Origin of the sequence: Anabaena sp. UHCC 0204 (genome assembly GCF_009711975.1) — a bacterium.
In the GTDB taxonomy this organism is placed as follows: domain Bacteria; phylum Cyanobacteriota; class Cyanobacteriia; order Cyanobacteriales; family Nostocaceae; genus Dolichospermum.
In genome coordinates, this window is record NZ_VIKW01000006.1 from 109,382 (window position 1) to 122,508 (window position 13,127).

The 13,127-nt window shown below is 37.3% G+C and carries 12 protein-coding genes, 1 tRNA gene and 2 pseudogenes; 6 read left to right on the forward strand and 9 right to left on the reverse strand.

The annotated features are described in order from the left end of the window. Positions 1-315 precede the first annotated feature (315 nt). Positions 316-397: transfer RNA gene (locus tag FJR04_RS07070), tRNA-Leu, on the forward strand. Between the two features lie 55 nt (positions 398-452). Then, positions 453-1,235, forward strand: a complete 783-nt coding sequence (locus FJR04_RS07075; protein ID WP_168493118.1) for an RNA methyltransferase — start codon at positions 453-455, stop codon at positions 1,233-1,235. 10 nt (positions 1,236-1,245) lie between these two features. Here the strand turns inward: FJR04_RS07075 and FJR04_RS07080 are convergent, their stop codons facing one another. Then, positions 1,246-1,488, reverse strand: a complete 243-nt coding sequence (locus tag FJR04_RS07080; protein ID WP_168493120.1) for a hypothetical protein — start codon at positions 1,486-1,488, stop codon at positions 1,246-1,248. Between the two features lie 128 nt (positions 1,489-1,616). On the opposite strand from FJR04_RS07080, the gene FJR04_RS07085 reads away from it, so the two are divergent. After that, positions 1,617-2,183 carry a thermonuclease family protein gene (locus tag FJR04_RS07085; RefSeq protein ID WP_168493122.1) on the forward strand — a complete coding sequence of 189 codons (567 nt, stop codon included), beginning with the start codon at positions 1,617-1,619 and terminating at the stop codon, positions 2,181-2,183. A gap of 112 nt (positions 2,184-2,295) precedes the next feature. On the opposite strand, the gene FJR04_RS07090 is transcribed toward FJR04_RS07085, so the two are convergent. The 3 genes from FJR04_RS07090 to lipB all read right to left on the reverse strand — a co-directional run bounded on the left by FJR04_RS07090 (position 2,296) and on the right by lipB (position 4,965). Next, positions 2,296-3,795, reverse strand: a complete 1,500-nt coding sequence (locus tag FJR04_RS07090) for an ABC transporter permease subunit (protein ID WP_168493124.1) — start codon at positions 3,793-3,795, stop codon at positions 2,296-2,298. A 143-nt stretch (positions 3,796-3,938) separates the two neighbouring features. Beyond that, positions 3,939-4,139 (reverse strand): hypothetical protein, encoded by a 201-nt coding sequence (locus tag FJR04_RS07095; RefSeq protein WP_168493126.1) that lies wholly within the window; start codon positions 4,137-4,139, stop codon positions 3,939-3,941. 145 nt (positions 4,140-4,284) lie between these two features. Next, positions 4,285-4,965: a lipoyl(octanoyl) transferase LipB gene (gene lipB / locus FJR04_RS07100; protein ID WP_371717363.1), complete on the reverse strand. Its 681-nt coding sequence runs from the start codon at positions 4,963-4,965 to the stop codon at positions 4,285-4,287. Positions 4,966-5,633: 668 nt separating this feature from the next. Between lipB and hpf the strand changes: the two genes are divergently transcribed. Next, on the forward strand, positions 5,634-6,269 hold the full coding sequence (gene hpf, locus FJR04_RS07105; protein WP_168493130.1) for a ribosome hibernation-promoting factor, HPF/YfiA family: 636 nt from the start codon (positions 5,634-5,636) through the stop codon (positions 6,267-6,269). A gap of 104 nt (positions 6,270-6,373) precedes the next feature. On the opposite strand, the gene FJR04_RS07110 is transcribed toward hpf, so the two are convergent. Next, complete coding sequence (locus tag FJR04_RS07110; protein ID WP_168493132.1) at positions 6,374-6,835, reverse strand: peroxiredoxin; 462 nt, start codon at positions 6,833-6,835, stop codon at positions 6,374-6,376. 127 nt (positions 6,836-6,962) lie between these two features. Between FJR04_RS07110 and FJR04_RS07115 the strand changes: the two genes are divergently transcribed. After that, positions 6,963-8,093 (forward strand): acyltransferase family protein, encoded by a 1,131-nt coding sequence (locus FJR04_RS07115; protein WP_168493134.1) that lies wholly within the window; start codon positions 6,963-6,965, stop codon positions 8,091-8,093. 68 nt (positions 8,094-8,161) lie between these two features. On the opposite strand, the pseudogene FJR04_RS07120 reads toward FJR04_RS07115, so the two are convergent. Further along, positions 8,162-8,329, reverse strand: a pseudogene (locus FJR04_RS07120) (Uma2 family endonuclease); the annotation flags it as partial. Positions 8,330-8,354: 25 nt separating this feature from the next. Continuing rightward, positions 8,355-8,489: a hypothetical protein gene (locus tag FJR04_RS07125; RefSeq protein WP_168536263.1), complete on the reverse strand. Its 135-nt coding sequence runs from the start codon at positions 8,487-8,489 to the stop codon at positions 8,355-8,357. Between the two features lie 232 nt (positions 8,490-8,721). Between FJR04_RS07125 and FJR04_RS07130 the strand changes: the two genes are divergently transcribed. Continuing rightward, the gene (locus FJR04_RS07130) at positions 8,722-11,415 is read left to right on the forward strand and encodes a pentapeptide repeat-containing protein (RefSeq protein WP_168493136.1); all 2,694 of its coding nucleotides are present in this window, start codon (positions 8,722-8,724) and stop codon (positions 11,413-11,415) included. Between the two features lie 54 nt (positions 11,416-11,469). On the opposite strand, the pseudogene ureB reads toward FJR04_RS07130, so the two are convergent. Then, positions 11,470-11,667: pseudogene (ureB, locus tag FJR04_RS07135) on the reverse strand (urease subunit beta); the annotation flags it as partial. 299 nt (positions 11,668-11,966) lie between these two features. After that, positions 11,967-13,004 (reverse strand): GTPase ObgE, encoded by a 1,038-nt coding sequence (obgE, locus tag FJR04_RS07140; RefSeq protein WP_168493137.1) that lies wholly within the window; start codon positions 13,002-13,004, stop codon positions 11,967-11,969. Between the last annotated feature and the right edge of the window lie 123 nt (positions 13,005-13,127).

A 13,127-nucleotide genomic window follows, 5' to 3' on the forward strand; every position in this document is an offset into this window, starting at 1 on the left:
TGGCATCTGGTAAGCTGCTAGAAGAATTAATAAGCCTACCTCCAAAAAAATACGTAATTATAAAGTTTGATGTTGGTTTTGATTCTACATTGACGATCATCTAGCTTGACGCTGGACGATTTTTCTCTAAGTTATCAAATCCCATAAAGTCGTTAGATTCTATCATGCAGTATGGCTGCTTGGATGGGAAAAATGGGGATTGTTCAGATGTGAGAAAAATTTAAATCTAGCTTGTGATCTCGGTTGATAAGTTTTCTCTTGACAATTTGAAACAGTTAGGCAATAATGATAAACTGTGAATAGAATTCGATGCCAGCGGAACTGGCGGAATTGGCAGACGCGCTAGATTCAGGTTCTAGTGCCGCAAGGCTTCCGGGTTCAAGTCCCGGGTTCCGCATATCAATATAACAATTTTGGATTAATGTCAAATCCGAAATTTAACATTTAAGATTGTGTTAACAAGTTTACAAAATTCCCTAGTTAAACAAATCCGGAAGTTGCACTCCGCTAAGGAGAGAAATAAGCAACGGCTATTTTTATTGGAAGGAACGCATTTGCTGGAAGAAGCTTGTGCGGTTGGTTATCCTTTAGATACGGTATGTTGTACTCTTCAATGGCAAATAACACATCCTCAATTGTGGGAAGTTGTTTGTAATCAGTGCGATCGCGTAGAAGTTGTTAGTCCAGAAGTTTTAACAGCGATCGCTACAACTGTCAATCCTGATGGTATAGTAGCCATGGCTCAACGAGATGCACAACCAACAACAATTCCTTTTTCTGGTTTAGTTCTGGCTTTAGAAACTGTCCAAGATCCTGGTAACTTGGGAACTATGATTCGCACAGCAGCCGCAGCAGGTGCATCAGGTTTGTGGTTGAGTGAAGATAGTGTAGATTTAGATAATCCTAAAGTTTTACGTGCTTCTGCTGGCCAATGGTTTCGCTTGAATATGGCTGTCAGCGAGGATCTAAAAGCGACTGTTCAACAAAGTCAGCAAGCAGGAATGCAGGTAATAGCTACCTTACCAACCGCCGATTTAACTTATTGGCAAGTGGATTGGCGTAAACCTAGTTTAATATTATTGGGTAATGAAGGGGCGGGATTATCAGCAGATTTAGCCGCTTTAGCAGATATCCAAGTCAAAATTCCCCTGAATCCTGGGGTAGAATCATTAAATGTGGGAATAACTGCTGCTTTGATGTTATATGAAGCTCAAAGACAGAAAATGTCTCAATAATTTAAGTTAGTTATGGCTTTTTGCTTTTATTTGTTTTTTGCTGTAAATACTGTTCAATATCAGCAACTGCATCCTCCCACGCATCCAAATCAATAATATCAGTATGTTTGCTGATGACTTGATGGAGAGAATCACTAGTATTTGATTCTGTCACCTCTTCATTGTTAGCTTGAACAATATCTTTTAACTGATTTAGGGATTGCTGAAAATCTTGATCAGCAAAAGTACGTTGATGGTGCTGAATAGGTTTCATAATCTTTAGAGGAGAATCATGATTTAGATAGCTTGAGAGATTTAATACTATTATACGTATTGGCTGACAATTATTTAATCTGTATCAATTGTAAACATTAATAGGCTAAATTGCAAACTTAGTGAATTATGAATAAATTAATGCAACGAGGGTTAATTTGGCTAGGTATTGCTGCGATTTCTGTGAGTTTAATTGCGTGCGATCGCTTGTTTGCTCCTCAAGGGGATCTAGTTGAACGAATCAGTGATGGTGATACATTAGTATTAAGAAATGCAGATGGTCAAAAATTTACGGTGCGGTTTGCTTGTGTTGATGCACCAGAAATACCTCATTCTCAGAAAGAAAAGAACAGTAAAATTACTAAAGATGTAAATCAGTTTGCTTGGGGTGTGAAAGCACAAACACGGATAGAGCAACTAATTCAAGCCACAAATAATCGTGTAAAATTGAATATTACAGATAGCGATCGCTATGGTAGAAAAGTTGCAGAAGTCCGGTTACCAAATGGTACGTTTTTACAACAAGTTTTGTTAGAAGAAGGATTAGCTAAAGTATATCGTCCCTATTTAAGCAAATGTCCCAGTAAAGATATTGTACAACAAGCCGAAACGCAAGCGAAACAGCAAAAAATTGGGATTTGGAGCGATCGCAAATTTGTTGATCCTTGGGATTATAGAAAAGCAAGTAAACCATAACTTTTCACCTCTATCGGACATAATTTAATTTTCCAAACATTCTCTAATGTAGAGACGTTCCATGGAACGTCTCTACAATGTTTATAAATAACGTTTTTCCTGATTACTTATTTTATATTTTCCCTTTTGCATCTTTTTTACCGATTGGATTCATCCATATTTCTAACCGGCTAAAAAGTTGAGAAGAAATCAGAGTTAAACATAAATAAATTATAGCTACAGCCGCATAAACTTCAAAAGCGCGATAATTTTCTGCAACAATTAATTGTCCTTTTCTAAATAATTCCTCAAACCCGATTACCGCAACCAAGCTAGTATCTTTTAATAAACTAATAAACTCATTTCCTAAAGGTGGAATCATGCGCCGAAATGCTTGAGGAAAAATTACATAAGTCATTGTTTGCAGAGGATTTAAACCTAGTGATTTTGCTGCTTCTGATTGTCCAATTTCAATAGATTGAATGCCCCCACGGACAATTTCGGCAATATAGGCTGCACTATTTAAACTTAAAGCAATTACCCCAGCGAGAAGACGGTTTAAAGTAAAAGTAAAACCTAACTCTTGAGAAATTGCCGGTAAGCCAAAATAAATCATAAATATCTGCACTAATAACGGTGTTCCTCGCCAAAAATCTATATAAGCCCTGGATAAAAAACGCAAAGATTTAATATGAGAAAGGCGAATTATACCAATTAGAGAACCAATTGTTAAACCGAATAAACCTGAGATAAATGCTAATTGCAATGTTCCTAATGCACCCTTTAATAGAGTGGGTAAGGATTGCCAAAATATACTCAGAGAATTTAATCTAGCCGTATTCTTATTTATAAATGGTAATGTTTCTGGTAATGTTGGCGGTGCAGATTTAAACCATTTTTCGTAAATTTGCTGATATTTACCATTTTCTAATATCTTTGTTAAACCTTGATTAATCAAAGATAAATAAGGAGAATTTTTAGCAGTAGCAATTCCGTAAAATTCCTCAGTTAATAGTTGTTCTATGACTTTGATTCCTTGCAAATTACCTGTATTGATAGCGTATAAGGTGACGGGTGCATCATTAATAACTGCATCAACATTACCATTTTGTAATTCTTGCAGGGCTAATGGTGCAGAGTCAAAACTGCGAATTTGCGCCCCAGTTAAACTTTTAGCTTTTTCTGCGCCGGTTGTGCCAATTTGGACGGCAATTTTTTTATTTTGGAGACTGTCAAATCCGGTAATATTTTGATGATCTGCGCGAATAGCGATCGCCAAACCTGCTTTAAAATAAGGACGAGAAAAAGTTACCGTCTTGGATCTTTCTTCAGTTATCGTCATGGAACTAATCGCCGCGTCTATGGTTTTGGCTTGTAGTGCGGGAATAATGCCATCAAAAGGCAAACTCTGAAATTCTACCTGGAAATTTGACCCATCGGCGATCGCCCTCATCAAATCAATAGAAAACCCTACTAATTCCCCACCTTTACCTTGAAACTCAAAAGGTGGAAACGCCGGTTCAGTCGCTACTCGGAGAATTTGATTTCCGCGAGAATTTTCACTACAACCAGCCAATAAGCAACAAATTAAACCAATGATCACCCACAAACGACCAAATCTAAATTTCACCATCTCCCCCTCTTTGTGTATTTTGTGTTCAGAGTAGTTTATTGCCAACACTACAACAAAGTCATGGAGAATGGGAAAAGTGAGATTAACGGCGATACAGAAGAAAACTGTGTCACCTGGTTGTTTTTGTAGCTGTGAGACAGGTGTTAAAGAAACTCACGCAAAAACTCGAAAGGGTTATCTTCCCAACAAGGTTCGGGGACTAACCACACCAACTTACTTTTAATTTCGGCTTCAATTTCATCACTATCATCTCTGTCAAATAGTGAAGTTAAAGCTTCCCAATCGCGTTCTCTCAAGGAGTTCAACGAGGAAAAACTTACCTGTAGATTATTTGAGTAATTCACAAGCACGGTTTTGGTTAGTTTTACAAAAAGTGAGCATGATCAACAACAAACAAACTAATTTTAGTCTGTTTGGTTAAAAACCAAAGTGATGTTGATCATGATCATTATAATAATATTTACGCCATATTATGTAACTTTACTAAGACTACATAATTTTTTCATACTTACAATCCACTATATCTACACCAAATACCTCGGCAAAGCAATGGTTTACGGAGTAACGTACTTGGTTACAAGTAATGCCAGGAATCCATGCGGCTAAACTGCTAACAGGTTTATCAACAATGCCACAGGGAACAATTTGTTTAAATCCTGTCATGTCAGGACAAACATTTAAGGAAAATCCGTGCATTGTAATCCATTTACTAACTTTTATGCCTATAGCAGCAACTTTGTATCCTTCTAGCCAAACACCAGTAAAACCAGGCAGACGTTCTCCCTGCAAATCATAATTTGCTAAAACGCGAATTAATACTTCCTCAAGTTGGCGCAAATACCAATGCAGGTCTTGACGATAACGACGCAAATTTAAAATCGGATAACCGACTAATTGACCAGGACAATGATATGTAACTTCGCCGCCTCTTTCAATGCGATGCACATCATAGTTACTTTTGTCAATATTAAATTTAATAAATTCTGAGTTTGCTCCTGTGCCTAAAGTATAGACGGGGGGGTGTTCTAGTAAAATTAGGACATCATCTAATTCTGGGTTGTTAATGCGTTCTGTTACTAGCGATCGCTGCCACTGATGAGCCGTTAAGTACGGCATCAACTCAACATCATATAGTAAACAACGGTACGGATGAAATAAAGTGTTAGACATCATTCCTTATAAATATTTTCCGCGTCTTTGCGTCTTTAAATAGTTGTAATCTCACAAAATTTTACAAAATGTCACAAAAAAATAGCTAACAAATGTCAAGCTATGCAAAGGATTTTAAAGGAACGTCAAGGGAATATACTTTGGACCGTACAAAGTGCTAGTTTGAATATATAACTCAATGGTGTTGGGAGGAGTTCTCTGTAATAAACATTAAGCCAAGACAATAGAAACCAATACACTGACTGATCACATCTCAAAAATTTGTTTGTATCAATCAGGATCAAACTTCCCAAAAGGGTCGTATCTTCTATACAATAGGGAACAAGACTAGGGAACAACAACAAGAGCAAACACTCCTATTTTTGTAAAGTTCCATAGAAATAGGCAGTTAAAAGAACCATATCTCAAAATTGCCTAATTCCATAGTTTTGCTTTAATAGCCAATTGTTTGGCAACCAGTTGGGAATCATCGTAGAGAATAAAAACTAAAATCGAGACGATGAATAGCACAAACTTTAAGATGCTTAAGATGCAAGAAGCGTTGAGAATACTAAAGAGCAGTGTGTTAAGAATAGGTTACGATTTGTGTTGGCGGCAATTATAGACCTTACCGCAATCTCTATTCCTACCCAAAAACATCATTTATAATATTGAGCGGGAGAGTTTACATGAAGCTTGTCATCCACGGTAAAAATATTGAAATCACTGATGCAATCAGGGAATACGTGCATCAGAAGATTGAAAAAGCAGTTAGTCACTTTCAGAACATCACCAATGAAGTGGATGTCCATTTGAGCGTAGCTCGCAATCCCCGAATAAATACTAAACAAGCGGCGGAAGTAACTATTTATGCTAATGGTAGCATCATCCGTGCCGAGGAAAGCAGCGAAAGCTTATATGCAAGTATTGACTTAGTTGCAGATAAGATTGCTCGGCAATTACGGAAATATAAAGAAAGAAGGCAGGATCACAAAACCCAACCGATAGCAACTAATGAAGTAGTAGCGCCAGAACCTGTAGCAGCAGATTTAATAGGCGATCGCACCCCTGAATTACCCGAAGAGGTTGTTCGCACCAAATACTTCTCCATGCCCCCCATGACATTGGCAGAAGCCCAAGAACAACTACAACTTGTGGGACACGATTTTTATATGTTCCATAACGCAGAAACCGGAGATATTAACGTCATTTATGAACGTAATCACGGTGGTTATGGAGTAATTCAACCCCGCAATAACGGCAACGGCAAAAACGGCAAATCAGCTAACTCCAACGTTGCTGTTCCCGAAAAGTCTAAAGCCTAATTTCAGGGAATAGGTGACAGGTGACAGGTGACAGGTGACAGTAAAGAGTTTAATCTTTCCTACTCCCCCCTGTCCCCTCACTTTTTCAGTCCCCAGTCAAAAATTTACTTTGTTGCTAGTTGTTGCAATGTTTTCAGTGCTTCTTCAACGTGACCTTTAAAGTTCAACATCGAATCAAATACGTATTGAACAACGCCGTTTTGGTCAATCACATAAGTCACCCGGCCGGGGATAAAACCAAAAGCGGTAGTTGCACCATATTGTTTTCGCACTTGGTCGCCTTTATCACTTAAAAGTGTGAAAGGTAAATTGTACTTAGCTGCGAACTTTTGGTGAGAGTCGCTAGAGTCACCACTGACACCAATCACTTCAGCCCCAGCGGATTTAAACACTTCATATTGATCTCGAAAAGCGCAAGATTCCACAGTACATCCCGGTGTATCGTCCTTGGGATAAAAATAGAGGACAACAGATTTTTGACCACGAAATTCCGCCAGGCTGATATTTGCACCATTTTGGGCGGGTAGATTAAAATCAGGTGCGGTATCTCCAACTTTGATAGCCATATTAAAAAATTCCCAATTCAAACATTACTTAATAAAAGTTTACCTTGTAAGTTAGGATATCAATTTTTCTTGAGAAGTTGCCTCAAGCGGGGTAAGGTAAATAGTCATCAAAAAAACTATTCCGTCTATGCGTCTGACTTCGCTTGATGTTTTTCGTGGTATTACTATTGCAGCAATGATTCTTGCTAACATGGCCGGAGTCGTAGATAATGTTTATCCTCCCCTTAGTCATGCTCAATGGCACGGTTGTACACCCACTGACTTAATATTTCCCTTCTTTTTATTCATTGTTGGTGTAGCAATGACTTATTCTCTGTCAAAGTATAGCTCAGAGAATAAACCTACCACAACAGTTTACTTACTGCTGTTACGCCGTGCTGCTATATTATTTGCTTTGGGTTTACTATTAAATGGTTTTTGGAATAAAGGTGTTTGGACTTTTGACTTTAGTAGTTTGCGAATCATGGGAGTATTGCAACGAATTAGTTTAACTTACCTGTTTACATCTTTGATAGTTTTAAAATTACCTCGTAAAAGTCAATGGTTAGTAGCAGGAGGATTACTAATTGGTTATTGGTTGACAATGATGTATATTCCAGTTCCTGATTATGGTGCAGGAGTGCTAACAAGGGAAGGTAATTTTGGCGCATTTATTGATAGATTAATTATTCCCAAAGCACATTTATATAAAGGTGATGGCTTTAATTTGCTGGGAGATCCTGAAGGACTTTTTAGCACCATTCCAGCGATAGTTAACGTTTTAGCTGGTTATTTTACCGGAGAATGGATTAAAGATAAAAAACAGGCTAATTCGCAAACAAGTATGGATTTAGTATTATTTGGTTTGTGTTGCTTAGTAATTGCAATTATTTGGGATGTAGCATTTCCCATGAATAAGAAACTATGGACTAGTTCCTATGTTGTGTTTACCACTGGTTGGGCGTTAATGTTATTAGCAGCTTGTTATGAATTGATAGAAGTGAGGTTAATAAAACGCTGGAGTAAACCATTTGAGATTATGGGCTTAAATGCGATCGCTCTTTTTGTTGCTTCTGTAATGTTAATCAAAATCACAGCCAAAACCCAAATTGGCACAGGTGAAACCGCCATTAGTATCTACAATTGGATTTACCAAAATATCTTTGCCTCTTGGGCGGGAAATTTCAACGGCTCATTTTTGTTTGCACTTGTTACCTTATTCTTGTGGTACGCTGTTGCTGTCTTGATGTATCAGAAACGCTGGTTTCTTAAAGTGTAAATTTAGATAATTAAGGCGTAAAGATACTAATAAAAACTTTGCGCCTTAGCGTCTTGGCGTGAGATTTATTATTTAACTTCAAAATCTACCTTATCATAAATATCTGCAAGCAAAATTTGACAAGCAACAGAAGCTAAATTTAAAGAATCATCACTATCTGAATATTCCGAAAAAATCCATTTGTTATTATCAGCTTTATAATATTGTTCAACGTGCATTGTATATTGGTCAACTAAGTACCTGGACAGAATTAATTACATATTAGTTATTTATCAATCCTTTGCCAATCAAGGATTTTAGTCCAAATGTTTGTGTAATTAATTTTGTCTCATTACTTAATCTAACTTTATCGCCTACTGTGAGTTCATAAGTCTCCGCATAAGCGGAACGATTCATTTTATAACTTATACAATCACCTACTTACTACTTTCTAAGTTTGTCATATTTTTATTTCTCTTAACTCTTTTCTAAAATTTTGGAGATTGTTATAAAAATAAAAAGATTATCATTACTAGCAAGAATTGAAATTTATAAAAATACGTAACATATTGTCCCAATTAGAAAACAAGTATGCTATTTAATAAAATTAGCTAAGTTTAACTTTTTTTACCAAATACACTAAATAATTATGTCTAGTCGCTTTTCCATATTTAGAAGAACCACAAATGCTCAACATCTACAAAAAAGTACTACATCTGAAAACCAGACAGAAGAGATAAGAGATACAGAAACAACGGAGGAAACAAACACTAGGATATCACCCCAAGAACAAGCTGAAATCTTTGAGTTGGAAGGAGTTATCCGAAATTTAGAGACTAGCTTCCAAGAAATTGCTACTATTGAAGATCCAGTCAAACGGGAGTACAAAATACTTCAGGAAGCGAAAAGACTGGATATGCCACATGAAACCTATCGGCGAATGTGGGCAGGTTACTCTTTAGAATTGGAAAAAGAACCGGCAAAAGCAAAACATTCCTGGTTCAACCCCCTGACGTTTTTAGATCAGCGACTGGGAGATTTTGTTAAATGGTGTGAAAATGTTTCTCTGTATAGCTTGGCAACCGTTATTGGTCAATTTACACTGTTAGCAGCAATGGGAGCTTACTTTGTGGAAGCACCGCAGAGAGAGAAAGAGGCTCTTGATAATGCTAGACAAGAAATTAGAAATCAGAAGGAAGTTGAATATTCTGAATCAAGAATTGAGGCTATGGAATATCTGAATCAGTCCTGTGAAAGTCTATTAGGAGAACAAGCTTCCAAGGCCAACTTAGAAGGAATTGAACTAAATAAGTGTTATAAATTTGAATGGAATTGGCGGAGGATTGCCCAGTGGCCACCGCAGTTTTACAGGTATGAGGGATTTGATCTTTCCCGAATGGATTTATCTGGCGTGAATTTAAGCGGAGCAAACCTTGAGGGTGCAAACCTGGAAAAAGCTAATCTAGAGGGTGCAAACCTGGAAAGAGCAAATCTCAAGGGGGCAAATTTGAAGGGTGCGAACCTCAAAGGGGCAATTCTTCGAGCGGCTTATTTAGAAAAAGCCAATTTAGAGCAAGCGAATCTTGATAGTAGTCGCATGAGCCGGATTTATTTAAGAGATGCAAATTTGACGAAAGCATCAGTAATTAACTCCCGGTTGCTATGGGCTGATTTACAAGGGGCAAATCTCAATCAAACCAATTTCCAAGGTTCTAATCTCAGCCGTGCTAATATTCAAAGTGCTGATCTCTACAAAGCTAACTTTAGGGGAGCTTCCCTTCGCTATGTGGATATGCGTAAGGAAACAATTACAATTGGGACTGAATTCGAGCGTGCTAACCTGAAAAGAGGTAAGTTTTGGTCAGTAGATCAACTGAAACGATCTTATAACTGGGAACAAGCCGCTAAAGATAAAGATTGGGAAGCAAAAATTATTAAAGAAACTCCAGAAAAGTATAAAGTTGGGTTTCTTCTTCCTAACGATAACTTAACTTATAAATTATACCAACAAGGTTTAGAAAAACTGGCTAAGGAAAATAAGCAAGTTGAAATTATCCCCATTAAAACCGGAGAAAGTGTTCAGGAGGAGACTCACGGAATCAAACAGCTACTCACCCAAGATGTAGATATAATCATCATGAGACCATTAGATCCTGAGAAATCTGTACCAAGTATTCTCCAGGCTTATGTTGCTGGTGTGGTGGTGGTTAATATCGGTGATTGCTTACCCAAAGAATCCCAGAAAGTAGTATTTGCTTGTTATGAAAGCGATTCTTTAGCTATGGGTTACGACCTTGGCAGATACATGGGGAAAGGGGTATTAAATAGGAGAAATAAACAGATTAAAGAGTTAAATGTAGGTTTAGTAGATGGGGCAGATTCAACTCGTCTTTATCCTTATTTACAGGGATTTATCAAAGGTATAGAAGATTCTGGTGCAAAATGGACCGAAACGGGAACGACAGATGGCAGAACACCGGAAGATGTAGATAAGGTCAAAGCGATGCTCAAGCGTCACCCAAAGATTAATGTTTTGTGGGGTGGTTCAGAAATGACCACAGAAATTGCGCTCCAAGCTGTTAGGGAGTTGGGGTTGAGCAAAAAGGTAAGTGTGTATGGAATTGTTCCTTTAACTCGTAAGTTGGCAAATATGCTGCTCGATCCTAATCAACCTCTGCAATCAATTGTGGATGAAGCACCCAGCTATGCGGCTAATGAAGCTGCTAAACACGCAATTAATGTAATTGAAGGGAAAATTTCTAAGGAATATAAGCACGTAGTATTCCAACATCGGTTATTGACTGTGAGCGATCGCACAAAAGTTAATGCTTTAATTGGTGACGCGCTAGATTTGGAGAAAAACACTCTCAAAAAACCAATTCCCCTGCAAGCTGGAGCTAGTCTGATACCTACTGAAATTCCCTCTAGTTTAGATCCTTCCGTTGCTGATTCTCTCAGAGCTATTACTGATGAGAAAAAGATCCAGAAATTACAAGAAGATTTACAAAAAATCATTGTCAAGAATTGGCAAATATCTAACAACAAAGAAGCTGATGAAACATCTGTTAATTTTGATCGAGATTTGGTTTATCGGGTACTGATAGATTCTGAAGGAGCAGTTGTTTCCTATGAACCAATTGATAAATTAGCGATTGATTTACTGCAAACCACACCTTTACCTAAATTGTTATCTAAACCTGATGACGGTAAAGCAAAAGATGAAACTCTCATCTTACCTACTAAACTAGTAATCAATAATTCTGTGACTGAATTTAAGGTTGTATTTAGTCCTAGCGGTAAAGTTGAAGTCAAATGGGGAGAAAGTTTCTTAGCAGATGAATAAAAGTTAAAACAGATATAATTTCTGCTCTAATTATGCAATTGAAACTTATTTTTTTTACAGTTTTCCATTAATTTTGCCGTTGAATCCATAAATTTGACGGCTATCAACTACAGGAACTAGAGTAACTTCTTTTTCATCTCCCGGTTCAAATTTCACTGCTGTACCTGCGGGGATATCTAATCTCATTCCTCTGGCTTTTTCTCTATCAAATAATAAGGCATTATTAACTTCGTAAAAGTGAAAATGTGAACCAAAGTTATCGCTGGACTTGTAGTTAAAGCGATGATACTCATATCCTCTATTTTTTGGCAGATAAAGTTAAACTTAACCAAAAAAATTAGGTAGATAAAATTTTTCTGGCTGGGATTTTTCAAAAATATCAATAATCTGAGTCACATCTGCGGAATGTGGGATATAAATGCCTTCCTGCTGCTTGTGGAAAAGAATCTTCTGACAAAATCACTTCTTAATTATTGTTTTCAAAAAATTTAAAAAATGCTAAAAATGAGTCCGCAAACGCGGACTTTTACTCAACAAAATCAACCCATCAATTAAACCGCTACCTCCGCAGCTTCCAAAGCTTCCAACGCATTAACTTCATCCAAAATCCGCCAAATTTCTTGCATCATTGGATCTAATCCAGTGCGAGTTACCGCCGAAATTATGAAAACAGGTGCTAAAGCCAGATGATTTAATTGTTTAGCTAAAGCTTCTAAATCTACAGATTCCCTATCAACAGCATCTATTTTATTTAATGCTAAAATTTGTGGACGTTTTGCTAAACCCCTTCCATAGGCTTTTAATTCTTCTTGAATAGTATGGAAATCAGCAATTACATCTTCACTTGTCGCATCAATTAAGTGTAATAAAATCCTTGTGCGTTCAATGTGACGTAAGAAATCATAACCTAAACCTGCACCATGAGAAGCACCTTCAATTAAACCGGGAATATCAGCGAAAACTGTACCATCACCTGTGGGTTTTTTAACTACACCCAAATTAGGAATTAAAGTAGTAAACGGATAATCAGCGATTTTTGGCCGTGCAGCAGATAGAGAAGAAATTAAAGTTGATTTACCTGCATTTGGTAAACCAATAATTCCTACTTCTGCTAACAATTTCAACTCTAAACGTAATACCTTCTTTTCTCCTTCTAAACCAGGAAGTGCATATTCTGGAACACGATTGCGGTTACTCAAAAAATGTTGGTTTCCTAGTCCACCTTTGCCACCTTCAGCAACTCGAAAAACTTGTCCAGGTTCAACTAAATCACAGAGTAAAGCACTCGTTTCTCCATCATAAACAGCAGTACCACAAGGAACTTCGACAATTAAATCTTTTCCACCTGCACCGGTGCAATTATTTGGTCCGCCACGTTCACCATTTTGGGCTTTAAACAAATGCTTGTAGCGAAAATCTAGTAAGGTTTGGAGGTTGCTATCAGCGACAAAAATGATTGAACCACCTTTTCCGCCATTTCCACCAGAGGGACCACCTGCTGGTACATATTTCTCTCTGCGGAAAGCGACAATACCATCGCCTCCGTTACCTGCTTCTACTTCAATTATTGATTGGTCTATAAATTGCATAATTAGTCAGTTGTCAGTAGTTAGTAGTTAGTTGTCATTAGTCATTCTTTTTTTGAAAGATTACCAATATATTTTGCGCTAATGACTCTTCGTTAACGATTTTCCAAATATTAGCAGCCAATT

Coding starts and splice junctions, on each gene's coding strand:
- FJR04_RS07115 (WP_168493134.1), top strand. CDS start 6,963: ATGCGTCTGACTTCGCTTGATGTTTTTCGTGGTATTACTATTGCAGCA.
- FJR04_RS07085 (WP_168493122.1), top strand. CDS start 1,617: ATGAATAAATTAATGCAACGAGGGTTAATTTGGCTAGGTATTGCTGCG.
- hpf (WP_168493130.1), top strand. CDS start 5,634: ATGAAGCTTGTCATCCACGGTAAAAATATTGAAATCACTGATGCAATC.
- obgE (WP_168493137.1), bottom strand. CDS start 13,004: ATGCAATTTATAGACCAATCAATAATTGAAGTAGAAGCAGGTAACGGA.
- FJR04_RS07080 (WP_168493120.1), bottom strand. CDS start 1,488: ATGAAACCTATTCAGCACCATCAACGTACTTTTGCTGATCAAGATTTT.
- FJR04_RS07110 (WP_168493132.1), bottom strand. CDS start 6,835: ATGGCTATCAAAGTTGGAGATACCGCACCTGATTTTAATCTACCCGCC.
- FJR04_RS07090 (WP_168493124.1), bottom strand. CDS start 3,795: ATGGTGAAATTTAGATTTGGTCGTTTGTGGGTGATCATTGGTTTAATT.
- FJR04_RS07130 (WP_168493136.1), top strand. CDS start 8,722: ATGTCTAGTCGCTTTTCCATATTTAGAAGAACCACAAATGCTCAACAT.
- lipB (WP_371717363.1), bottom strand. CDS start 4,965: ATGTCTAACACTTTATTTCATCCGTACCGTTGTTTACTATATGATGTT.
- FJR04_RS07125 (WP_168536263.1), bottom strand. CDS start 8,489: ATGAATCGTTCCGCTTATGCGGAGACTTATGAACTCACAGTAGGCGAT.